This is a genomic window from Kitasatospora sp. NPDC015121 (assembly GCF_055562955.1).
The window spans coordinates 156505-178108 of record NZ_JBVHEH010000008.1 but is presented as its reverse complement, the minus strand read 5'-3'; the positions used below and the strand labels follow the sequence as shown (position 1 = coordinate 178108).

The window sequence follows — 21604 nt, the reverse complement described above, 5'->3', positions numbered from 1 at the left end:
CATTCCACCCCGCCCCACTCCACTCCACTCCACTCCACGCGGAAGCGGTGACCCATGGCCGACCCCACCCCCACCCCCCTCGGGAACGGCACGCCGCCGGGCCCCCGACCGGCGGCCCTGCGCCGGGTCGTGGCGGCCTCGCTGATCGGCACCACCATCGAGTGGTACGACTACTTCCTGTACGGCTCGGCCGCCGCGCTCGTCTTCGGGCACGTGTTCTTCCCGAAGGCCGACCCGCTGACCGGCACCCTGCTCTCCTTCCTGACCTACGCCATCGGCTTCGCCGCCCGCCCGCTCGGCGCCCTGGTGTTCGGCCACTTCGGCGACCGGATCGGCCGCAAGAAGCTGCTGGTGCTGAGCCTGCTGCTGATGGGCGGCGCGACCGCGCTGATCGGCTGCGTCCCCGGCTACGACAGCATCGGCGTCGCGGCGCCGGTCATCCTGACCTTCCTGCGCCTGGTGCAGGGCTTCGCCCTGGGCGGCGAGTGGGGCGGCGCGGTGCTGCTGGTCTCCGAGCACGGCGACCCGAAGCGCCGGGGCTTCTGGGCGTCCTGGCCGCAGGGCGGTGCCCCGGCCGGCAACCTGCTGGCGGTCGGCGTGCTCGACCTGATGACCTTCGTCCAGAGCGACGAACAGTTCCTCGCCTGGGGCTGGCGCGTCCCGTTCCTGCTCTCCGCGGTGCTGGTGATGGTCGGCCTGTGGATCCGCCTGGCCGTCGACGAGTCGCCGGTTTTCCAGGAGGCGCTGGCCAGGGCCGCCCGGCGCGAGGCCGAGCAGAAGAAGGCCGAGCAGCCCCCGCTGCTGGCCGTGCTGCGCCACCACTGGCGCGAGGTGCTGGTCGCGATGGGCGCCCGGATGGCCGAGAACATCTCGTACTACGTGCTGACCACCTTCGTGCTGGCGTACTGCGTGGGCCACCTCGGACTCGACAAGCAGACCGCGCTGAACGCCGTACTGATCGCCTCCGCCGTGCAGTTCGCGCTGATCCCGCTGTTCGGCGCGCTCTCCGACAGGGTCGGGCGCAGACCGGTCTACCTGGTCGGGGCGGCGGGCGTCGGCGTGTGGGCGTGGGCCTTCTTCGGGCTGCTGGACACCAGGTCATTCCCGCTGGTCCTGCTGGCGGTCACCGTCGGCCTGGTCTTCCACAGCGCCATGTACGCGCCGCAGGCCGCGTTCTTCTCCGAGATGTTCGCGACCCGGATGCGCTACTCCGGCGCCTCCATCGGCGCCCAGTTCGCCTCCGTCGCGGCCGGCGCGCCCGCGCCGCTGATCGCCACCGCGCTGCTGAAGGACCACGGCAGCTCCACCCCGATCTCGGTGTACGTCACCCTCGCCGCCGTCATCACCCTGGTCGCCGTGCTCTGCGCCCGCGAGACCCGGGGCCGGGACCTCGCCGACCCGGAGCTGCGGTCCCAGGAGGAGCGGATCCCCGGTGAGGTGACCTCCAGCGGGGTGTGACCCGGTCGCCGCGGCGTCGCGGGCGGGGACCCGGCGGGACGGGTCCCCGCCCGCCGTGCTCCCGGACCCGCGCGCGGCCGTCGACCGGCTCCGCGCCGCCACCCCGGAGCACCGGGCACCGGGCACCGGACCCGACGGACCGGCGCCCCCGGCCGGAAGCCATGGCGCACCCGCACACGGCGGCCGGGCCGAGGATGGGTCGCGCAGCCATTACCGCGCCCCGCGTCCGGTCGCATGATGCACGTCACGGCCCGCCGCGCCGGCCCCGACGGCCCCCACCCGTCCGGCCCGCCCGGCGGAGCCCGAGGTCGTGCCCACCCCCACCCAGGAGCTCCCCATGACCCTGCCCGGCAACTCCCGCACCGCAGGCGTCCGCCGCCGGCTCTCGGCGGCCACCGCCGCCCTCGCCCTCGCCCTCGCGGCCGGCCTGCTGACGGCCGGCGCCCCCACCGCCTCCGCCGCGGGCCTCACCCAGGTGACCGGCTTCGGCACCAACCCCGGCAACCTCGCGATGTACGCGTACGCCCCCGACGGCCTGGGCGCCGGCCGGCCGCTGGTCGTCGCCCTGCACGGCTGCTCGCAGAGCGCCTCCGACTACCACGCGCACTCCGGCTGGGCGCAGTTCGCCGACCAGTACGGGTTCGCGGTGGTGTACCCGCAGACCGGCGCGGCCAACAACCCGCTCGGCTGCTTCCGCTGGTTCGACTCCGCGCAGAGCACCCGCGGCAAGGGCGAGGCGCTGTCGGTCAGGCAGATGGTGGACAAGGCCGTCGCGCGGTACGGCAGCGACCCGGGCCGGGTGTACGTCACCGGCCTGTCCGCGGGCGGCGGCATGGCCGCCGACCTGCTGGCCGACTACCCGGACGTCTTCGCCGGCGGCTCGGTCGACTCCGGCCTGCCCGCGCAGTGCGCCACCACCCAGAACGGCGCCGGCAGCTGCCAGAACGGCAGCATGAACCTCTCGGCCGCCCAGTGGGGCGACAAGGTCCGCAGCGCGTACCCGGGCTACACCGGCCCCTACCCGCGGGTGGCGATCTGGCAGGGCGGCGCCGACCGCACCGTCCACCCCGTCAACGGCACCGAGCTGCGCGACCAGTGGACCGACGCCTGGGGCATCCCGCAGACCGCCTCCAGCACCCGGAGCCTGCCCGGCGGCACCACGCTGACCAGCTACGACGACGCCGACGGCAGGCCCGCCGTCCAGCTGTACGCGATCTCCGGGATGGGCCACGGCCTCGCCGTCGACCCCGGCTCCGGCCCCGGCCAGTGCGGCTCCACCGGCTCGTACTACCTCGACGCCATCTGCTCCGGCTACTACACCGCCGCCTTCTGGGGCCTCGACGGCACCACCACCGGCGCGCTCCCGGCCCCGACCGGCCTCGCGGTGGGCGCCACCACCGCCACCACCGCCACGCTCGGCTGGTCGGCCGTCAGCGGCGCGTCCTCGTACCGGGTGTACCGGGGCGGGGCGGAGGTCGGCACGACGACCGGGACCTCGTACACCGACTCGGGGCTGACCGCCGGCACCGGGTACTCCTACGCGGTGGCCGCCGTCGACTCCTCCGGCGCGGTCGGCGCCCGGTCCGCCGCCGTCACCGCGACCACCGCCGGGGTCCCCTCCACTCCGCAGTGCTTCAGCGGCAGCAACTACGCCCACGTCACCGCGGGCCGGGCCCACACCGGCGGCGGCTACGCCTACGCCAACGGCTCCGACCAGAACATGGGCCTGTACAACCTCTTCACCACCCACACCCTGAAGGAGACCTCGCCCGGCTACTACGTGATCGCCGACGGCGGCTGCTGACCCCCGTCTCGTCCCGTTCTGTCCCGCCCCGTCCCGCCCCGGACGGGGCGCCCGTCAGCGGGCGGCGGCCAGCGCGGAGAGCAGCCGGCCGAGCTCGGCCAGGACGGCCTCCAGGGCGGCCGCCGGGTCCTCGGCGCAGGCCACCGCCACCGCGCCCTCGCACAGCGCGCCGTGCAGCAGCGAGGCGAGCGCCTCGACCTGGCGCTCCGCGATGCTGCCCGCGCGGATCGCCCGGCTCACCCCGATCCGCATCATGTGGCGGCAGTCCTCGCGCACCGCCCGGACCGCGTCCCAGCCCAGCGCGCTCGGCGCGTCGACGATGGTGATCCGCTGGACGGCCGGTTCGTGCGCGCGCACCAGGAAGACCCGGCAGCCGGCGATCAGCCCCTCCCAGGGGTCCAGGTGGCGGCCGAACTCCTCGGCGATGGCGGCGGCCAGGGCGCGCTGCTCGCGCTCGTACACCGCGAGGAACAGCGCCTCCTTGTTGCGGAAGTGGTGGTACAGCGCCCCGCGCGACACGCCCGCCCGCTCGCAGACGGTGTCGAGGGAGGTCGCGGCGTAGCCGTCGGCGGCGAACAGCCGCCGGGCGGCGGCCAGGAGGTCGGCGGTGGTCGCCTCGGAACGCTGCTGCTGGGTCCTGCGGCCGGGTGGTGTCACCCGCGGGATCCTACGCGGGCCGCGGGCCGGTGCCGCAGCCGACGGGCGGGCCGCCGCCGCGTTACCGGCCGGTGGTCGGCAAGTTCACCGGTGACGCGCCGTCAACCACCTTCGTGCGGTGGGATGCGACACATTGACGGCCGACCGCGCGGGGAAGATACATTCCATCCGTCGGTTTCTTTCGAGGCGGCAGCAGCCGGAAGGCAGGTAGCGCAGATGACAACCTCGGTGATCGTCGCCGGAGCCCGCACCCCCATCGGCCGGCTCGGCGGAGCACTGGCCTCGCTGGACGCCGTCGAACTCGGCGCCCACGCCGTCAGGGCGGCCCTCGCCCGGGCCGGACTCGCCCCGGACCAGGTCGAGTACGTGGTCATGGGCCAGGTCCTGCAGGCCGGCCTCGGCCAGCTCCCGGCCCGGCAGGCCGCCGCCGGAGCGGGCATCCCGCTGGACGTCCCGGCGGTCAACGTGAACAAGGTCTGCCTCTCCGGCATCGACGCCGTGGCCACCGCCGACCTGCTGGTCCGCTCCGGCGCCCACGAGGTCGTCGTCGCCGGCGGCATGGAGTCGATGACCAACGCGCCCCTGCTGCTGCCCGGCCTGCGCGGCGGCTACCGCGGCACCCCGCCGCAGCTGCTCGACAGCGCCACCCACGACGGCCTCACCGACGCCTTCCGGCACCTCCCGATGGGCACCGCCACCGACCGGCTCGGCCCCGCCCTCGGCCTCACCCGCGCCGAACAGGACGCCTACGCCCTGCAGTCCCACCGGCGCGCCGCCGAGGCGCAGCGGGCCGGCCGCCTCGACGCCGAGATCGCCCCGGTCCCCGTCCCCCAGCGCCGGGGCGCCCCCCTGCTGGTCACCGCCGACGAAGGCGTCCGGGCCGACAGCACCCCCGAGCAACTCGCCCGCCTCGCCCCCTCCTTCGACCCCGACGGCACCATCACCGCCGCCAGCTCCTCGCCGCTCTCCGACGGCGCCTGCGCGCTCGTGGTGACCAGCAAGCGCAAGGCCGTCGAACTCGGCCTGGACTGGCTCGCCGAGATCGGCCCGCACGCCAGCGTCGCCGGACCCGACACCTCCCTGCACTCCCAGCCCAGCCGGGCGATCCGCCGCCTGCTCGACAAGGCCGGACTCGGCGTCGCCGACCTCGACCTGATCGAGATCAACGAGGCGTTCTCCGCCGTCGCCCTGCAGTCCATGAAGGACCTGGGCATCGACTCCACCCGGGTCAACACCGACGGCGGCGCCCTCGCCCTCGGCCACCCCATCGGCATGTCCGGCGCCCGCCTGGTGCTCCACCTCGCCCACGCCCTCAAGCGGCGCGGCGGCGGCACCGGCGTCGCCGCCCTCTGCGGCGGCGGCGGACAGGGCGACGCGCTGCTGCTCACCGTCCCCCGCTGACGCCCCGCGGTACGGGCCGCCCCCGCCGGGGCCGGAGCGCGACGCCCCGGCCCCGGCGGGGGCGCGCGGCTCAGTACAGGGTGCGCAGGGAGGCCGCGTCGTACGGGCGCAGTTCGGCGAGGCGGCCGGAGAGGACCTTGGCGGCCCACTGCGGGTCCTGGAGCAGGGCGCGGCCGACGGCGACCAGGTCGAACTCGTCGCGCTCCAGGCGGTCGAGGAGGTCGTCGAGGCTGCGGGCGGGGGCGCCCTCGCCGGCGAAGGCGCGCAGGAAGTCGCCGTCGAGGCCGACCGAGCCGACGGTGACGGTGGGCAGGCCGGTGAGCTTCCTGGTCCAGCCGGCCAGGTTGAGGTCGGAGCCCGCGAACTCGGGGGTCCAGTAGCGGCGGGTGGAGGCGTGGAAGGCGTCGACGCCGGCGGCGGCGAGCGGGGCCAGGACCGCCTCCAGCTCCTGCGGGGTGTCGGCGAGGCGGGCGTCGTAGTTGTCGGTCTTCCACTGCGAGAAGCGGAACAGCACCGGGAACCGGGGCGAGACGGCCGCGCGCACCGCCGCGACCAGCTCGGCGGCGAACCTGGTCCGGGCGACCGGGTCGCCGCCGTACTCGTCGGTGCGGCGGTTGGTGCCCGCCCACAGGAACTGGTCGATCAGGTAGCCGTGCGCGCCGTGCAGTTCGACGCCGTCGAAGCCGGTCCGCTCGGCGGCCGCCGCGGCCTCGGCGAACGCGCCGATGACGGCGTCCAGGTCGGCGCGGGTCATCGCCCGGCCGGTCCCCTCGGTGCCGTCCGGCCGGATCCCGGACGGCCCGACCGCCGGGGCGTCCGGGAACGGCGGCTCGCCCGCGCGGCGCACCATGCCGATGTGCCACAGCTGCGGCACGATCGTCCCGCCCGCCGCGTGCACCTCCTCGGCGACCCGGGCCCACCCGGCCAGCTGTTCCTCGCCGTGGAAGCGCGGTACGCCGTCGCTCTGGCCAGCCGACTCGTGCCCGACGTACGTGCCCTCGGTGACGATCAGCCCGACGCCGGCGGCGGCCCGCCGCGCGTAGTACGCCCGGACGTCCTCGCCGGGCACCCCGCCGGGCGACTGCTTGCGGGTCATCGGCGCCATCACGACCCGGTTGGGCACGGTCAGCCCGTTGATCGCGACGGGGCGGGACAGCACCTCGGCGGCCCGGGAGGCGGCGGCGTCGGAGGCGGCGGGGGCGAGATCGGTCACGGTGGCTCCTCGCGGTCGGTGGCGGCGAACGTCCGTGCCCGGACGGCCACCCGCGTCAACGACCCCGGGCGCCCGGGCATTTCACCGGCTGCCGCACCCCCGCTGTGATCCGCGTCACCGGGTGGCGGCGGGGTCGCCGACCGGGCGGACGGCGCCCGTGCGCGGGCCGCGCAAGGGGGCCGTCCGGCGGCCGGGACCGACGCCGAGGCCCCGGCCGCCCGTCGGGGCGCGGCCGGGGCCTCGGGGGAGTGGGGCGGGGTCAGGCGGCGGCGGGGGCCGTCAGGTCGAGGCCCCGGGTGGTGACCAGGTGGGCGGTGCCGTCGACGAGGCGGTAGGAGAGGCCGACGACGGCGGTGGTGCCGGAGGCGACCGCCGAGGCGATGGTGTGCGAGCGCTCCACCAGCAGGCTGACGGTGTGCCGTATGTGCTCGTCGATGAAGTCGGCGTTGTCGGTGTAGCCGGCGGCGTTGGCGGCCAGGACGCTGGGGGTGACCCGCTCGATCACGTCGCGGACGAAGCCCTCGCCGCTGGAGCCGGCCGCGACCGCCTCCCGGGTGGCGCCGACCGCGCCGCAGGAGTCGTGGCCGAGCACGATCACCAGCGGGGTGCCGAGCACGCTCACCCCGTACTCGATGCTGCCCAGCACCTCGGTGCCCAGCACGTGCCCGGCGGTGCGGACCACGAACAGGTCGCCCAGGCCCTGGTCGAAGATGATCTCGGCGGCGAGCCGGGAGTCGGAGCAGCCGAACAGCACCGCGAACGGCGCCTGGGACGGGGCGGTCTGGGCGCGGCGGGCGGCGTCCTGGTTCGGGTGCTGCGGGGAACCGGCGACGAACCTGCCGTTGCCCGCCAGCAGCGAATCGAAGGCGGCCTGGGGAGTGAGGTGCGTGGCGTCAGTCATGCCCGCAGACTACGTCCCCGGCCCGCCGCAGGTCGCGTCCGGGCCACCTCCTGGACCTTCCCGGACCAGGAGCAAAACATGATCAAAGCGGCGATCCCGACCGAAATTGTCCGAATAACGGTGCTATGGCGGCGATAATCGCCCCCGGATCGGGTGGATGCTACGAATACCATCCGTCGGGGGCCGGGCACGGCGCCCGTGGCGGAGGATCCGGGGCGGAGCGGAGCGGTCGCCGGTCAGCAGAAGTAGTCGGCGCCGCCCTGGTAGCGGCTGCCGGACCAGTTGACGTAGTAGACGTCGTAGGTGCCGTGCTTGAGGCCGTTGCCGGCGAAGTAGGTGGAGGTGCGGTACTGCTGGAACTGGCCGTCGCCGTAGTTGTTGGAGTAGCTGGTGGGGCAGCCCATCCAGTTCAGGTTGGTGGCCGTCGCGGCGGAGGCGGTGCCGGTGAAGGCGAGGGCGAGGGTGCCGGCGAGGGCGGTGGTGGTGACCGCGCGGGCGGTGCGGCGGAGGGCCATCCGGACTCCTGGAGGGTGGTCGTCGGGGGAACGGCCGGGCGGAGGAAGGGGTATGGCGATCCCGGCACGAACGAGATCATGCCAAGTTGATTTGTTCAGGTCAATGGTATGGACCTTTTGGTGGCGTAGGCGGGCGGTCGGTGGTATGCGCCGCGACGCGTGAACGCCCGTGCCCGGACGGTGGGTCGGAGCCACCGTCCGGGCACGGGCGTCAGTCGTCGGGCGCCGCCGGGGAGGTCAGTAGCAGCGGTACTCGCGGACGCCCTCGTTCACCAGGGTCCCGGCCGAGGTGCGGAAGGTGACCTTGTAGTCCCCGTACTGGAGGCCGTTGGGGGCGACGAACTTCTTGGTCAGGGTCTGCGTCCAGGTGCCGCCGTTGGCGTAGTTGACGTACGAGGACGGGCAGCCCTTGCCGGTCAGGCTGGTCGGGCCGTCGGGGGCCGCGAACGCGGCGCCGGAGAGGCCGAGGGCCAGGCCGCCGGCGACGGCGAGGGTGGTGGCGGCCTTGACGGCGGTGCGGATGCTCATGGGGACTCCTTGCTGAGGTGCCGGTGGTGCCGGTGGTGCCGGTGGTGGTACCGGTGATCCTGGGGCGGCCGCCCGAGCGGCGTCAATGGTCTGGACCAATGGAGGGCAATCATGGCCGGATGACGACCGTTCGGACACCCTCCAACTGGGCGAACGGCCCGCCCCCGCCGTGCTGGCCGAATTCGATCGCCCGCCGCGCGAATGGCGACGGACCGGCGGAAACCGCTCACGGAGAGACCATCGTCGAGAACGCGGACGAAACGGGGCACGGCATCCCCACGTCCGGCCCTCCCGCGGGCGGCCGCCGTCCCGGGCCCTGGGACGGGTGTCGAAAGCCGATCCTGCGCTGCGAACCCTCATGGACCACGGATCGGGGAGATCCCACGGGCGGGCGGTGAGCAGCGCTGGAACCGCTGTCGCCGATGGGCACGGGTGGGACGGTCGCCCGTCCGGCCCCGACGGCAGCTGATCCTCGCGCGGCTTCCGTCCCTGTCGACAGGACACCCCGTGCGGATGCGACAGGCGCGCGAGCCGCTACGAGGCCGTCGGCCTCGTAGCGGCCGTCAGCGAGTGGCTGTGACCGGAGCCGTTCAGAGCCGGTCGGCGGACGGCTCGTGGCGTACCGGCCGTCCAGGGGTCACGGCGTGTTCGACGAACCGGCCGCAGGACCGGAACCCCAGGCGGCGGTAGACCGGTTCTCCTTCGACCGACGCCTGCAGGACGGCGATGCGCCCGCCACCCTCCCGGGCCGCGCGCAGGGCGGCCAGTGTGATGGCACCGCCGTAGCCGCGGCGGCGGTGGGCCGCCAGGGTGGAGATGTTGTAGATGCCGGCGACTCCCGCGTGGTGGAACACCTCGGCGGAGCAGACCGGACGGTTCTCCACGTAGCCCACCAGGTACCGGGCCGGGCAGGTCGCCGCCAGCGCCTGCGGAGCGGCCCGGGCGAAGAACTCGCGGACGGTTTCGGCCGGTGGATCCCAGTTCGCGGCGAGGACCGTCGCGTAGTCGGCGAGCTGCTCGGGCGTCGACACCGGCCGGATGTCCAGCCCCGGGACGTCGGCGGGCGCCGGGGTGTCGTCCAGCCCGGCCCACATCGCCGTCTCCCGTTCGGACTCCGGCAGGCCGGCCGCCGTCAGCCGGGACGTGAGGTCCGCCGGCGTCGAGGCGGGACCCACCCACCAGGAGAAACCGCGGCCGGTACCGGCCAGTGCCCCGACCGTGGCGGTGATGCGGGCCGAGGCGTCGGCGTCGGTGAAGCGGGCCGCCGCGACGATGTTGAACGTGTCGTCGTCCAAGCCGCTGTCCGCGACCAGGACGTCACCCGTCGCCGTGACGGTCGCGCCGGACATCCCGCGGTGCAGGTGACAGGCGTGTTCCGCCAGGTTCCGCTCCATCCTGTCCGCCAGGTCGGCTTCATCCAGGAAATGATCATTCATGGTGATCGATCCCAGCACGACCGGGCCGGGATCGCACGCCGTTTTCGGCGGTGTCGCACCGGTGACCGGCATTTTCGACGCACGCCCTAGCGGCGCGCCCTCGGGGGCTCCGGGGCCGCCGGGCACGCCGGGAGGCCGATCGCGCGGTGGGCCTGGGAGAGGGTGGCCGTCCAGTCGCCGGTGAAGCGCAGGGCGCGGTCGTCGATGTACACGGCGGCGCCGAGCTTCTTGTTGGTGACCAGCAGGCAGTCGCCCTGCCAGTACGCGCGCTCCGGGTCCTCGTCGACCAGCGCCTCCAGGCCGGAGTGCTCGCGCAGCCAGCCCGCCACGGCGGGGTGGAAGCGGCGGGGGCGGGCGGTCATGATGAACACCGAGCGGACCCGCTTCAGCGCGTGCAGCGACTCGATCGCCCCCGGGACGGGCTTGCCGTAGATCCGGCCGTCCTGCCAGCCGTCGTCGTGCGCGACCAGCGTCTGGTCGAAGTCGATGCCGACGGCGTGCGAGGCGGGCGAGGCGGGGTCGAGCGGTACGACGGTCATGGGGCGCTGCTCCTTCGGTCACGGTCCCGGCCGGTCCTCCCGGCGGGTTCGAAGGAGGGGAGTGGCCCGGGCCGGTCCGCTTACCGGGTTCGCTGACGTTTGGTGATCAGTTCACTCCACGGAGTGAAGGGCCGGGACAAGTTCCCTGCGGAAGAAGCCAGTTGGCGGCGGCGCCGGACGGGCGGGGCACCGCCGGGTTGCCCGGGCGTCACTCCGGGGTGAGCGCGACCAGGGCGATGTCGTCGGCCAGGTGGTGGCTCCAGTCGCGCACGTCCCGCTCCAGGAAGGACAGCAGGGCCGCCGGGTCGCGCCGGCCGAACGCGGTCAGCCGCTCCACCGCCGGGTAGAACTCGCGGGACGCGTTGCGGGCCTCGGTCAGCCCGTCCGTGTACAGCAGCAGCGCCTCCCCGGCGGGCAGCGGCACCCGCCGGGGCACCGGGACGTCCCCGCCCAGCGCGCCGAAGCCCAGCGGCAGCAGGGCCGGCGCCGCCGCCTCGCGCACCCCCGCCGGGCCCAGCGCCAACGGCGCCAGGTGGCCGCAGTTCACCACCTCCACGTGGTCGTCGCCCGGCCGGTGCTGCAGCAGCAGCGCCGTCGCGAACAACTCCTCGTCGCCGCGCGCCGCCGCGCTGCGCGCCGTGTGCCGGTCCAGCCGGGCGGCCAGCTCGCCCAGGTCGGCCGTCTCGTGCGCCTGCGAGCGGAAGCAGCCCAGCAGGTCGGTCACCGTCTGCACCGCCTGCAGGCCCTTGCCCCGGACGTCCCCGATCAGCACCCGCGTCCCGTGCGGGGTCCGCACCGCGTCCAGGAAGTCCCCGCCGACGCCCGTCCCCGCCGTGGCCGGCTGGTACCGGGACGCCAACCGCAGACCGCCCAGCCGCTCCGGGACGGGGTGCAGCACCGCCTCCTGCAGCGCCGCCGCACTGGCCCGGCTCGCCGCCAGCCGCTCGCTCCGCTGCCGCCGCCCCCACACCGCCAGCCCCGTCACCATCCCCGCCGCCAGCGCCGCGCCCTGCGCCAGCGGGCGCTGCGCCAGCTCCGCCCCCGCCAGCGCCCGCACCAGCAGCCACTCGCCGCCCGCCGCCGCCACCACGCCCAGCACCACCACCGGCAGCCCCGCGATCAGTGCCCCCACCGCGACCACCGCCGCCGCCACCCACAGCACGCCCTCCGCCTGCCGCCCGCTCGCCCCCAGGCTCACCGCCGAGGTCGCCGGCAGCGCCTGCGCCGCCGCCGTCCCCAGCAGCACCGACACCGGGTGGAAGGCCGCCGCCGTCCCCAGCCGGCCGCGCGGCAGTGCCGACAGGAACCACGCCATCTGCGGCACCTGCGCCATCATCACGCCCAGGCCCGTCAGCACCGCCGCCAGCGTGCCCAGCGCCATCCCGGTGGCCGGGCCGGTCGGCAGCACGTGGCACAGCGCCAACCCGATCACCGCCAGCGGCAGCCCCAGCGAGCAGCCCGTCACCGGCGAGATCCGCCGCCCCCGCACCAGCAGGCAGCCCGCCACCCCGCCCGCCCCGTACGCCGAGACCATCAGCGCCGTCGGCGGCACCCCGATGCCCGACCCGGCCGTCAGCACCGGCAGCGCCAGCAGCAGCGCGACCTGCGTGAAGCCCACCGCCACGCCGGTGGCCAGCGCCATCGACGTGATCCGCGGCGGCACCGTGAACCGGTGGCGCCGCCAGCGCCGGCCCGTCACCGCCGCCGCGACCGGCAAAAGCGCCAGCAGCGCCACCGTCCGCGGATCCGCCCAGCCCCACACCGGGCCGACCTGCAGCGCCGTCACCGCCGAGGCCAGCGCCAGCGCCAGCGCGCCCAGGAACGCCCGGTCCAGTGCCGCGGGCGGATCACCCGCCTCCGGCAGCCGCCGCCGCGCCACCAGCAGCAGCACCACCGCCAGCACCGCGCCCAGGCCCGCGCTCACCCGCAGGCCCGGCATCGACGGGGCGCGCGGGATCAGGTTCGCCGCGACGAAGAACGCCGCCGACATCACCGCCAGCCAGCCGCCCAGCGCCTGCGGCATCCGGCCCGGCGCGTTCAGCGCCGCCACCGAGGCCAGGCAGCCCGCGAAGGTCGCCGACACCCCGACGATCACCACCGTCCGCCCCAGCAGGTACGACCAGTCCGAGAACGCCACCGTCTCGACCAGCAGCCCCGCCGCCAGCACCCCCAGCGACCAGGCCAGCACCCGGCGCCGCCCCCACACGTCGCCCGCCCGGCCCGCCGCGAACAGCGACAGCACCATCAGCGCGCCGCCGCCCACCTTCATCCCCACCACCTGCTGGGCGCTCAGCCCGAACCGGACCCGCACCGCCGGCAGCGCCGCGCCCTGCAGCACCGGCGACACCACGTAGAACACCGCGGCCGCCGCCAGCAGCACCCCGACCGACCGCCCCGCCCCCACCCGCCCCAGTACGGACGGGCCGCTCACCGGCACGGGCCCGGGGGAGGGGGCGGGGGCGGGGGAGGCCGTGGGGCTCGCGGCCATCGGGAACCTCGATCTGCTCGGCGGGGTGCGGGAAGGACCACCCCACTCTGCCAGGTCGAATCGACCGAACATGAACAGAACGGACAAAACTCCGGCGCGAGGGCGCCGGGGCGCACAGCGACCGCCGCGTCATCCGGCCGGCGCCGCCGCTGCCGCCGCACCGAACCAGCGCGCCAACGCCTCCGGCAGCCCCTCCCGGGCCCCCGGCTCCGCGCCGACCCACGCCACGTGCCCGTCCGGGCGCAGCAGCACCGCCGACGCCGCCAGCTCCGGGCAGCCGTCCACCAGCACGTCCACCCGATCCGCCCAGCCCGCCGCCCCGGCCGACAGCAGCCCCGACCGGTCCAGCAGCACGCCCCGCCCCGCCCGCGTCCGCTCGTACAGCCGCCCCGCCGCCGGGTCGTCGACCAGCCGGACGTCCCGCAGCCGGCGCCCCAGCAGGGCCGGACCCGGGCCGAAGTCGTACCGGACGTCCACCCCCGAGATCACGCCCGTGATGTACCGATTGACCTCCGGGAGGTCCATCAGCCGGGCGAACACCCCGCGCAGCGCCACCGGGCCCGGCTCGGTGCCCAGCAGCGTCATCTGCGCCCGGGTGTGCGCGATCACCGCCGCGCCCACCGGGTGCCGCTCCGCGTGGTACGAGTCCAACAGCCCCGGCGGGGCCCAGCCCGCCACCTCGGCGGCCAGCTTCCAGCCCAGGTTGAACGCGTCCTGCACACCCAGGTTCAGGCCCTGGCCGCCGGTCGGCGGGTGGACGTGCGCCGCGTCGCCCGCCAGCAGGACCCGGCCCGCCCGGTAGTGCTCCGCCTGGCGCGTCGCGTCCCCGAAGCGGGACAGCCAGCGCGGCGAGTGCACCCCGAAGTCCGTGCCCGCCACCGCCCGCAGCCGGGCCCGGAACTCCTCCAGCGTCGGCGCCGCCCGGTCCTCCGACACGCCCTCCGCCGGCACGATCGCCCGGTACACCCCGCCGCCCTCGTGGTGCAGCCCGAACCGCAGCTGCGTCCGCCGGACCTCCGCCACCACCTCGGCGATCCGCTCCGGAGCCTCCGTCGCCTCCAACTGCCCCAGCAGCGTCTGCACCGTCGCCGGCTCGCCCGGGAACGCCACACCCGCCAGCCGGCGCACCGTGCTGCGCCCGCCGTCGCACCCCACCAGCCAGCGCGCCCGCAGCCGCGCCCCGTCCGCCAGCCGTACCTCCACCCCCTCCTCGTCCTGGACCAGGTCCACCACCTCGCGGCCGCGCCGCAGGTCCGCGCCCAGCTCCTCCGCCCGCTCCCACAGCAGCCGCTCCGTCACCGGCTGCGGCGTCGCCAGCCCGTACGGGTGCGCCGTGTCCATCCCCTCCGGCCACTCCCGCGCCTCGCCCGCGAACAGCCCGCCGACCCGGAACTCCTCACTCACCGCCCGGAACCGCTCCAGCAGCCCGCGCTGGTCCATCACCTCCACGCTGCGCGCGTGCAGCCCCTGCCCCCGGGACTCCCCGGTCGGCGCCGCCAGGCGCTCCAGGACCACCACCTCCACCCCGTGCAGCCGCAACTCGCACGCCAGCATCAACCCGGTCGGCCCGCCGCCGACCACCAGCACGTCGATCATCAACCCTCCGAAAACGCCCGACAAGTGATTTTCCGTGAGCTTGTGGACGAATGCTCCACTACCCACCCGTTCACCGTTCCGAGCGGACATTCTGGGGCACCCACCGGCCCTTGCGGCAAGGCCCCCCGCGCGCGATACCTTGGAAGTGGCGGGAGAAGGAGCAGGCCGGGGGCGGGACCGCACCGCGCCGCGGCCGGACCACCGCAGCGGCCCGTGCCCCCGCCGTCCCGAGAACACCGCGGAAGCCCCCGCCGCTCCCGGCCCGAGGACCCGCCACACCCTCGAACGCCGTCCGGCCGCCGCGCCTGCCGGTGTCGACCGTCGGCTTCGGCGACACCGTCGCGGGCGCGCTCGGCGCCCTCCCGATGACCGCCGTCATCGGGAGGGCACCGCCCAGGCCGGGGCCCGGGTCAATGTCACCCCCCGGCCCGGGCCGGGGCCGAGCCGATGGAGGTGGGCTGGCACCCCCCATCGGACGCCCGAGGGCCCGTCGGAGCGCCAGTGGGTGGGGGTGGTCGACGCCCCCGGCGTGCGGAGCGTCCGCCGGGGGCCGTTCAGGCGCGGTCGGCGGCCGCGTAGCGGTTGGCCGGGCGGGGGAGGTGGAGCAGCCCGCGCAGGGTGTCCGAGGCGTAGGCGGTGCGGAAGGCGCCCCGGCGGCGGAGTTCGGGGACGAGGGCGGTGGTGATCGCGGTGAGGTCGTGCGGGAGGGCGCCGGGGCGCAGGCGGTAGCCGTCCAGGCCGGCTTCGCGCCAGTCCAGCAGCAGGTCGGCGAGTTCGCCCGGGGTGCCGGTGAACACCTCCGCGTCGGAGGCGTACGCGGCGCCGTCCCAGTCGTCCAGGCGGCGCTTGCGGGCGGCGGCCCGCCCCGGGCGGTCGTCCAGGAAGACCACCAGGTCGGCGAAGACCTTCAGCGGCCGGAGCAGCGGCCGGGGGTGGGCGGCGCCGGCCGCGGCGAGGGCGTCGAGGCGGGCGGTGGTGTCGGCGCGCGAGTGCGGGGTCAGGTAGACCAGGTCGGCGCCGGCCGCGGCGAGTTCGTACGGGGTGCCGGCGTGGGCGAGGACGGTCACCAGGGGCTGGCCCTGCGGCGGGCGGGGGGTGATGGACGGGCCGCGGACGGCGAAGTGCGCGCCCGCGAAGTCGACGTGGTGCAGCCGGTCGCGGTCGATGAAGCGGCCGGTCGCGGCGTCCCGGATCTCCGCGTCGTCCTCCCAGCTGTCCCAGAGCCGGCGGACGGCCTCGACCACCTCGTGGGCCTCGTCGAAGAGCCCGCGCAGCCGGGCCGCGATCAGCTCCGGGTCGAGGACGTCGGCGTCGGTCAGCTGCGGGGTGGTGCGCCGGCCGAAGTGCGCGGCGTCGGCGGCGCGGGAGGTGATCTGCGGGCGCCAGCCGGCCCGGCCCAGGCTCGCGTGGTCGAGCGAGGCGATGCCGGTGGCCAGGTGGAACGGCTCGGTGTGGGTGACGTTGGTGGTCGGGACCAGGCCGATGTGCGAGGTCAGCGGGGCGAGCGCGGCCGCCAGCAGGACGGCGTCCAGGCGGCCGCGGACCTGGTCGGTGCGGGCGTCGGGCCGGTGGAAGGCGGCGGACTGCGGGCCGAGCGCGTCCTCGAAGGTGACGAAGTCGAGCAGGCCGCGTTCGGCCTCGCGGACCAGCCCGGCCCAGTGGCGGGCGGTGAACAGGTCCTCCGGTCGGGCGTCCGGCTCCCGCCAGGCGGCGGGGTGCCAGCCGGCGCCGTCCAGGGCGACCGCCAGGTGCAGGTGGGTCACGGGGTCTCCTCCGGGAGGGACGGGGTGTGTGAACCGCGGGGCGCCCGCGGGGCGTTCAGGCCGAGGTGGTCGCGGAGGGTGGTGCCGGTGTAGTCGGCGCGGTGCACGCCCATCTCCTGGAGCAGCGGCACCACCCGGTCCACCAGGTCGTCCAGCCCGCCCGGGGTCAGGTGCGGGACGAAGATGAACCCGTCGGCGGCGTCGCTCTGCACGGACTCGTTGATGGCGTCCGCGACCTGGCGCGGCGTGCCGACGAAGTCGGGCCGGCCGGCGAACTCGACCGCCAGGTCGCGGATGCTCAGTCCGCGCGCCTCGGCCACCTCCCGCCAGCGGCGGACCGTCGCGGCCCGGCCGGCCCGGAACTGGGTGTGCCCCCGGGTGACGACGGCGTCCGGCAGCGGTTCGACGTCCGGCAGCGGCCCGTCCGGGTCGTAGCCCGACAGGTCGCGCCCCCAGAGCGCCTCCAGCAGCATCAGCGCGGTCTGCGGCCCGACCTGGGCGCGGGCGATCTCGTCGGCGTGCTCGGCGGCCTCGGCCGGGGTGTCGCCCAGCGCGTAGGTGACCGACGGGATGATCTTCAACTCCCCCGGTGCGCGGCCGTACTTGGCCAGGCGGCCCTTCACGTCCCGGTAGAAGGCCCGGCCGGCGGCCGGGTCGCCGTGCCGGCTGAAGATCACGTCCGCGTCGGCGGCGGCGAACTCGCGGCCCTGCGGGGAGTCGCCCGCCTGGATCACCACCGGGTGCCCCTGCGGCGGGCGCGGCGTGGCGAACCGGCCGGAGATGTCGAAGTGCCGTCCCCGGAACGAGAACCGCCCGGCCCCGGCGCGGACGAACGTCCCCTCCCCGGCGTCGGCGCGGACGTCGTCGGGGCGCCAGCTGTCCCAGAGGGTGCGCGCGGCGTGCAGGAACTCGGCGGCCCGGGTGTAGCGGTCCGCCTCGGCCAGGAAGCCGCCGCGCCGGAAGTTCTCGCCGGTGAACGCGTCCCAGCTGGTCACCACGTTCCAGGCGGCGCGCCCCCCGCTCAGGTGGTCCAGGGTGGCCAGCCGCCGCGCCACCTCGTACGGCTCGTTGAAGGTCGAGTTGACCGTCGCGGCCAGGCCGATCCGGGAGGTGACGGCGGACAGCGCGCTCAGCACGGTCAGCGACTCGGGGCGGCCCACCACGTCCAGGTCGTGCAGGCGGCCCTTGTGTTCGCGCAGCCGCAGGCCCTCGGAGAGGAAGAAGAAGTCGAACTTGCCGCGCTCGGCGGTCCGCGCGAGGCGCTCGAAGGAGTCGAACGCGATCTGGCTGCCGGACCTCGGGTCCGACCAGACGGTGGTGTGCTGCACGGCGGGGAGCTGCGCGGCGAGGTGGACCCGCTTCGGGGGGCGGGGTCCGGGACGGCTGGACATGGTTCAACCTCCTTGGATTGGAAGGGAGTTCAGGACTCGCGGGCGGGAAACCCGTGCCGCCGGGCGCCGATCACCACGGCCAGCACCGGCACCAGCAGGGCCAGCACGCTCCAGGGCAGCGACCCGGCGCCCGCCGTGTCCAGCAGCAGCCCGCCCAGGACGCCGCCGCCGGCCATCGCCACGTTCCAGAGCGTCACCAGCATCGCCTGCACCGCGTCCGCCCGGTCGCCGCCGGCGTCACCGCCCGCCGTCTGCAGCAGGGTCGGCACCCCGCCCCAGCCCAGGCCCCACAGCGCCGCCGCGACGTACACCAGCGGGTGCGCCCCCGACAGCAGGCCCAGCCCGGCCGCCGCCGCGGCCACCAGCGCGGCGCCCGCCACCGTCAGCGCGCGCAGCCGGCCGTGGATCAGGGCGCCCGTCACCCAGATGCTCAGCAGCGAGGCCGCGCCGAACACCAGCAGCACCAGATCGGTCGAACCGCCCAGGCCCAGGTGGTCCAGGTAGCTCGCCACGTACGCGTACAGCACGGTGTGCGCCAGCACGAACACCGACGTCACGAACAGCACCGGCACCACCCCCGGCACCGCCAGCGCGCCCAGCACCCGCTCCCGCCGCCCGCCCGGCCGGCCGTCCTGCCCCGGCCGGTCCGGGACGGCCAGCGCGATCCAGCCGATCACGGCGAGCGCGACCGCGGTCATCGCCAGGAACGACGTCCGCCAGTCCGTCGCCCCCGCCAGGAACGTCCCCGCCGGCACCCCCAGCGAGAGCGCCACCGGGATGCCCGTCATCACGATCGCGAGCGCCCGCCCCTGCAGGTGCGCCGGCGTCAACCGGCGCGCGTACCCCGCCAGCAGCGCCCAGGCCAGGCCCGCCGCGACCCCCGCGAGGAAACGCGCGGCGAGGGTCAGCGGATAGGACGAGGACAGCGCGGTGACGGTGTTCGCGACGGCGAAGGCGGCCATCGCGGTCAGCAGCAGCCGCTTGCGGCGCCACGCCGCGGTGGCGGCGGTCAACGGGATCGCGGTCAGCGCCGTCCCGACCGCGTAGACCGTCACCGCCTGCCCCGCCGCCGACTCGCCCACCCCCAGCCCGGCGCCCATCGCGGGCAGCACCCCGGCGGGCAGCGTCTCGGTCAGACTGGTCACGAACACCGCCGTGGCCAGTGCCAGCAGCGCCGACAGCGGCAGCTCGCGGCGGCCAACCCGCTGCCGGGGGACGGTTCCTGAGGGATCGTGTACTGGTGAACGCGTACTCATGGCGGTTATCGTGAAACCCTCACACTTATGTGAGGGTCAACGCGACTTGACGTGAGGCGGGTCACAGTGGGACACCTGCGCATCGGGCAGCTGTCGGAGCGCACCAACACCTCCCGGCGGCTGCTCCGCTACTACGAGGAACAGCAGTTGATCGTCTCCACCCGCGCCGCGAACGGCTACCGCGAGTACGACGAACGCCTGGCCGACCGCGTCCTGCAGATCCGCGGCCTGCTCGACGCCGGACTGCCCACCAGGATCATCAAACAGATCCTGCCCTGCCTCGACAAGCCCCGCACCATCCACTTCTCGGACGCCACGCCGGAGATGATCGCGACGCTGACGGAGGAGCGGGACCGGATGACGGAGCGGATCGACTGCCTGGTGCGGAACCGGGACGCGATGACGGAGTACCTGGAGGTCGTCTCCAACCGGTAGGGGGACCGGCGCGCCGGAGGCGCCCGTCGGGGCGGGCCCGCGGGCGCCCGGCCGTCCGCCGGGAGAGCATGGGGGGATGACGCGGGAGCAGCAGGTCGAGCACACCCCCGACGGCCGCTACGTCGTGATCGGCGGCCGGCGCTGGCGGGCGACCGATCCGGAACTGCCGGACGACGCCCGGGAACGGCTCACCCGGCACCTGATGGCGGCCCGCCGCGCGCTCGCCCGGACCGGCGACGACCAAGGCGCGGAGCGGGCCGCCCGGGCCCGGGTGCAGCTCGCCAAGGTCGGCCTGGGCGAGCGGGGCACGCCCTGGTGGGAGCAGGCCCTCCCGGAGCGCCGCCGCCGCTGGGAGGACAGCCTGCGCGCACTGGACGACGCGGACCCGCCGCCCGGCCCGTGACGCCGCCCGGTGACGCCCGCGTCAGCCCGCCGCGCGCAGGGCCGGGGCGAGGTGGACGGCGGTCTCCAGGAGGAGGGCGTGGACGAAGGCCTGCGGGAGGTTGCCGCGCAGTTGGTGCTGGGCGGTGTCGTACTCCTCGGCGTAGAGGCGGGGCGGCCCGTAGGCGGCGCGGTTGTGCTCGTACCAGCGGACGGCCTCGGGGAGGTCGCCCTGGCGGAGGAGGGTGAGGGAGACCAGGAAGCCGCAGAGCAGGAAGGCGCCCTCGGCTTCGGCCAGGGGGCCGGGGGCGTGGCGGAAGCGGTAGCAGTGGTGGTCCTCGGCGAGGTCGGTGAGGACGGCGGCCAGGGTGGCCCGGCTGGGGCGGGCGCGGGGCGGGACGGCGCCGCGCAGGGCGGGCAGCAGCAGGGCGGCGTCGACCGCCGGGTCGGTGGGGGAGCGCTGCCAGCGGCCGCTGGGGTGGAGGCCCTCGGTGAGGGCGGTGGCGGTGAGCCGTTCGGCGAGCGGCAGCCAGTCCGGGCGGCGCAGGGCGTCGGCGGCGGCGCGCAGGCCGGCGGCGCAGGTGAGGCGGCTGTGGGTCCAGCGGTCGGGGTGGATCTCCCAGATGCCGCAGTCGGGTTCGCGGTGCCGGGCGGCGATCGCGTCGGCGGCGACCTCGGCGGCGCGCCGCCCGTCGGCGTCCAGCTGGTCGTGCCGGGCGGCGGCGGCCAGCAGCAGCAGGGCCTCGCCGAACACGTCGAGCTGGAACTGCCGGTTCACCCGGTTCCCGGCCACGTCGGAGCCGCCCGGGTAGCCCGGGAGCCCGATCCGGCGCGGGTCCGGGACGGGCCCGCCGTCGACGGTGTACGCGGGGGCCAGCCGCGGGCCGTCGGCGAGCAGCCGGGCGGTGACGAACCGGGCCGAGCCCGCCAGCAGCGGGTGCGGGCCGCGGGCGGCCACCGCCTGGCCGACGTACGCCTGGTCGCGGATCCACACGTACCGGTAGTCGTAGTTGCGGCCCTGCTCGGCGCGTTCGGGCAGGCTGGTGGTGGCCGCGGCGACGGTGCCGCCGTCCGGGCCGGTCAGGCCGGACAGCACGGCGTACGCGTGCCGGACGTCGCGGTGGCCCGGCAGCCCCGCCAGCTCGCCCGGGGACGGGACGTCCGCCGCCCAGGCCGCCTCGGTCGCGGCCCAGGCCCGGTCCGGATCCGGCGGGGCGCTGTCGAACGGGCGGTCGGCGAGCTCCAGCACCAGGTCGTGCGAGGTGCCCGCCGCGACCCGCAGCACGGCGTGCAGCCCGCCGCAGCGCCCCGGCCGGGCGTCCGGCAGGCCGGACAGCCGGGCGTGCAGCGAGCCGGTGCGCAGCGTCCAGCGGCCCGCCTCGTCCCGCACCGGGTCGCCGGCGCGGGCGGTGCCGAACCCGGCGGCCAGGTGCAGGGCCACCGCCAGCTCGGCCGGACCGTCCGCCGCCAGCACCCGGCGCAGCAGCACCGCGCGGTGCGCGTCCGCCGGACGGGCCAGCGCCTCGCGGCACTCGACCACCCCGCCCCGGGTCACCCAGCGGCTGCGGTGCACCAGCGTGCCGTCCTCGTACCGCCCGCCCGGCACGTACGCCTCCGTCGGCGTCAGGCCGAACCAGCCCGGGCCGCCGACCAGCGCCGACAGCACCGCGTCGCTGTCCCAGCGCGGCGCGCACAGCCAGCCCAGCACCCCGTCCGGGCCGAGCAGCGCGCCCCGCCGGCCGTCGGCCAGCAGCGCGTAGTCGCGCAGCACGTGCGGGGCGGGCGGGGAGCAGGGACGGGACGCGACGGACACGGGCGGCCTCCGGGAGTCGAACGGCTCTC

General features: G+C 75.9%; 18 protein-coding genes. 5 read left to right on the top strand and 13 right to left on the bottom strand.

Annotated features, from left to right (window positions below; genetic code table 11):
* Window positions 1-54: 54 nt before the first annotated feature.
* Both ACZ3J7_RS14150 and ACZ3J7_RS14145 read left to right on the top strand, forming a co-directional pair.
* A complete protein-coding gene (locus ACZ3J7_RS14150) occupies window positions 55-1458 on the top strand; it encodes an MFS transporter (protein WP_465620307.1) in 1404 nt (467 codons plus the stop codon).
* Window positions 1459-1795: 337 nt separating this feature from the next.
* Entirely contained in the window at window positions 1796-3262 is a 1467-nt protein-coding gene (locus ACZ3J7_RS14145) for an extracellular catalytic domain type 1 short-chain-length polyhydroxyalkanoate depolymerase (RefSeq protein ID WP_465620549.1), read from the top strand.
* A 54-nt stretch (window positions 3263-3316) separates the two neighbouring features.
* Here ACZ3J7_RS14145 and ACZ3J7_RS14140 read toward each other — a convergent pair whose 3' ends face one another.
* A complete protein-coding gene (locus ACZ3J7_RS14140) occupies window positions 3317-3919 on the bottom strand; it encodes a TetR/AcrR family transcriptional regulator (RefSeq protein ID WP_465620304.1) in 603 nt (200 codons plus the stop codon).
* A gap of 216 nt (window positions 3920-4135) precedes the next feature.
* Between ACZ3J7_RS14140 and ACZ3J7_RS14135 the strand changes: the two genes are divergently transcribed.
* Entirely contained in the window at window positions 4136-5320 is a 1185-nt protein-coding gene (locus ACZ3J7_RS14135) for an acetyl-CoA C-acetyltransferase (RefSeq protein WP_465620302.1), read from the top strand.
* A 70-nt stretch (window positions 5321-5390) separates the two neighbouring features.
* Here the strand turns inward: ACZ3J7_RS14135 and ACZ3J7_RS14130 are convergent, their stop codons facing one another.
* From ACZ3J7_RS14130 to ACZ3J7_RS14080, 11 genes are all read right to left on the bottom strand, one after another.
* The gene (locus tag ACZ3J7_RS14130; RefSeq protein WP_465620300.1) at window positions 5391-6533 is read right to left on the bottom strand and encodes an NADH:flavin oxidoreductase; all 1143 of its coding nucleotides are present in this window, start codon (window positions 6531-6533) and stop codon (window positions 5391-5393) included.
* A 259-nt stretch (window positions 6534-6792) separates the two neighbouring features.
* Window positions 6793-7434, bottom strand: coding sequence for a carbonic anhydrase (locus ACZ3J7_RS14125; RefSeq protein ID WP_465620298.1), 642 nt, complete (start codon window positions 7432-7434; stop codon window positions 6793-6795).
* Window positions 7435-7670: 236 nt separating this feature from the next.
* A complete protein-coding gene (locus ACZ3J7_RS14120) occupies window positions 7671-7949 on the bottom strand; it encodes a hypothetical protein (RefSeq protein WP_465620297.1) in 279 nt (92 codons plus the stop codon).
* A 237-nt stretch (window positions 7950-8186) separates the two neighbouring features.
* A complete protein-coding gene (locus ACZ3J7_RS14115) occupies window positions 8187-8477 on the bottom strand; it encodes a hypothetical protein (protein ID WP_465620295.1) in 291 nt (96 codons plus the stop codon).
* A 590-nt stretch (window positions 8478-9067) separates the two neighbouring features.
* The gene (locus ACZ3J7_RS14110) at window positions 9068-9871 is read right to left on the bottom strand and encodes a GNAT family N-acetyltransferase (RefSeq protein WP_465620547.1); all 804 of its coding nucleotides are present in this window, start codon (window positions 9869-9871) and stop codon (window positions 9068-9070) included.
* Between the two features lie 128 nt (window positions 9872-9999).
* Complete coding sequence (locus ACZ3J7_RS14105) at window positions 10000-10452, bottom strand: hypothetical protein (RefSeq protein ID WP_465620293.1); 453 nt, start codon at window positions 10450-10452, stop codon at window positions 10000-10002.
* A 208-nt stretch (window positions 10453-10660) separates the two neighbouring features.
* Complete coding sequence (locus ACZ3J7_RS14100) at window positions 10661-12940, bottom strand: MFS transporter (RefSeq protein WP_465620291.1); 2280 nt, start codon at window positions 12938-12940, stop codon at window positions 10661-10663.
* A gap of 129 nt (window positions 12941-13069) precedes the next feature.
* Window positions 13070-14536, bottom strand: a complete 1467-nt coding sequence (locus ACZ3J7_RS14095; protein WP_465620290.1) for an FAD-dependent monooxygenase — start codon at window positions 14534-14536, stop codon at window positions 13070-13072.
* 554 nt (window positions 14537-15090) lie between these two features.
* Window positions 15091-16299: an LLM class flavin-dependent oxidoreductase gene (locus ACZ3J7_RS14090; protein WP_465620288.1), complete on the bottom strand. Its 1209-nt coding sequence runs from the start codon at window positions 16297-16299 to the stop codon at window positions 15091-15093.
* The gene (locus ACZ3J7_RS14085; protein ID WP_465620286.1) at window positions 16296-17690 is read right to left on the bottom strand and encodes an NtaA/DmoA family FMN-dependent monooxygenase; all 1395 of its coding nucleotides are present in this window, start codon (window positions 17688-17690) and stop codon (window positions 16296-16298) included. Before ACZ3J7_RS14085 ends, ACZ3J7_RS14090 begins: the two co-directional genes overlap by 4 nt.
* A 29-nt stretch (window positions 17691-17719) precedes the next feature.
* Window positions 17720-18946, bottom strand: coding sequence for an MFS transporter (locus tag ACZ3J7_RS14080; protein ID WP_465620284.1), 1227 nt, complete (start codon window positions 18944-18946; stop codon window positions 17720-17722).
* 75 nt (window positions 18947-19021) lie between these two features.
* Between ACZ3J7_RS14080 and ACZ3J7_RS14075 the strand changes: the two genes are divergently transcribed.
* Complete coding sequence (locus tag ACZ3J7_RS14075) at window positions 19022-19381, top strand: MerR family transcriptional regulator (protein ID WP_465620545.1); 360 nt, start codon at window positions 19022-19024, stop codon at window positions 19379-19381.
* Between the two features lie 76 nt (window positions 19382-19457).
* Window positions 19458-19784: a hypothetical protein gene (locus tag ACZ3J7_RS14070; RefSeq protein WP_465620282.1), complete on the top strand. Its 327-nt coding sequence runs from the start codon at window positions 19458-19460 to the stop codon at window positions 19782-19784.
* A gap of 21 nt (window positions 19785-19805) precedes the next feature.
* On the opposite strand, the gene ACZ3J7_RS14065 is transcribed toward ACZ3J7_RS14070, so the two are convergent.
* Window positions 19806-21575, bottom strand: coding sequence for a glycoside hydrolase family 15 protein (locus ACZ3J7_RS14065; RefSeq protein ID WP_465620280.1), 1770 nt, complete (start codon window positions 21573-21575; stop codon window positions 19806-19808).
* Between the last annotated feature and the right edge of the window lie 29 nt (window positions 21576-21604).

Coding starts and splice junctions, on each gene's coding strand:
- ACZ3J7_RS14150 (WP_465620307.1), top strand. CDS start 55: ATGGCCGACCCCACCCCCACCCCCCTCGGGAACGGCACGCCGCCGGGC.
- ACZ3J7_RS14145 (WP_465620549.1), top strand. CDS start 1,796: ATGACCCTGCCCGGCAACTCCCGCACCGCAGGCGTCCGCCGCCGGCTC.
- ACZ3J7_RS14135 (WP_465620302.1), top strand. CDS start 4,136: ATGACAACCTCGGTGATCGTCGCCGGAGCCCGCACCCCCATCGGCCGG.
- ACZ3J7_RS14125 (WP_465620298.1), bottom strand. CDS start 7,434: ATGACTGACGCCACGCACCTCACTCCCCAGGCCGCCTTCGATTCGCTG.
- ACZ3J7_RS14120 (WP_465620297.1), bottom strand. CDS start 7,949: ATGGCCCTCCGCCGCACCGCCCGCGCGGTCACCACCACCGCCCTCGCC.
- ACZ3J7_RS14115 (WP_465620295.1), bottom strand. CDS start 8,477: ATGAGCATCCGCACCGCCGTCAAGGCCGCCACCACCCTCGCCGTCGCC.
- ACZ3J7_RS14110 (WP_465620547.1), bottom strand. CDS start 9,871: ATGGAGCGGAACCTGGCGGAACACGCCTGTCACCTGCACCGCGGGATG.
- ACZ3J7_RS14105 (WP_465620293.1), bottom strand. CDS start 10,452: ATGACCGTCGTACCGCTCGACCCCGCCTCGCCCGCCTCGCACGCCGTC.
- ACZ3J7_RS14100 (WP_465620291.1), bottom strand. CDS start 12,940: ATGGCCGCGAGCCCCACGGCCTCCCCCGCCCCCGCCCCCTCCCCCGGG.
- ACZ3J7_RS14095 (WP_465620290.1), bottom strand. CDS start 14,536: ATGATCGACGTGCTGGTGGTCGGCGGCGGGCCGACCGGGTTGATGCTG.
- ACZ3J7_RS14085 (WP_465620286.1), bottom strand. CDS start 17,690: ATGTCCAGCCGTCCCGGACCCCGCCCCCCGAAGCGGGTCCACCTCGCC.
- ACZ3J7_RS14080 (WP_465620284.1), bottom strand. CDS start 18,946: ATGAGTACGCGTTCACCAGTACACGATCCCTCAGGAACCGTCCCCCGG.
- ACZ3J7_RS14070 (WP_465620282.1), top strand. CDS start 19,458: ATGACGCGGGAGCAGCAGGTCGAGCACACCCCCGACGGCCGCTACGTC.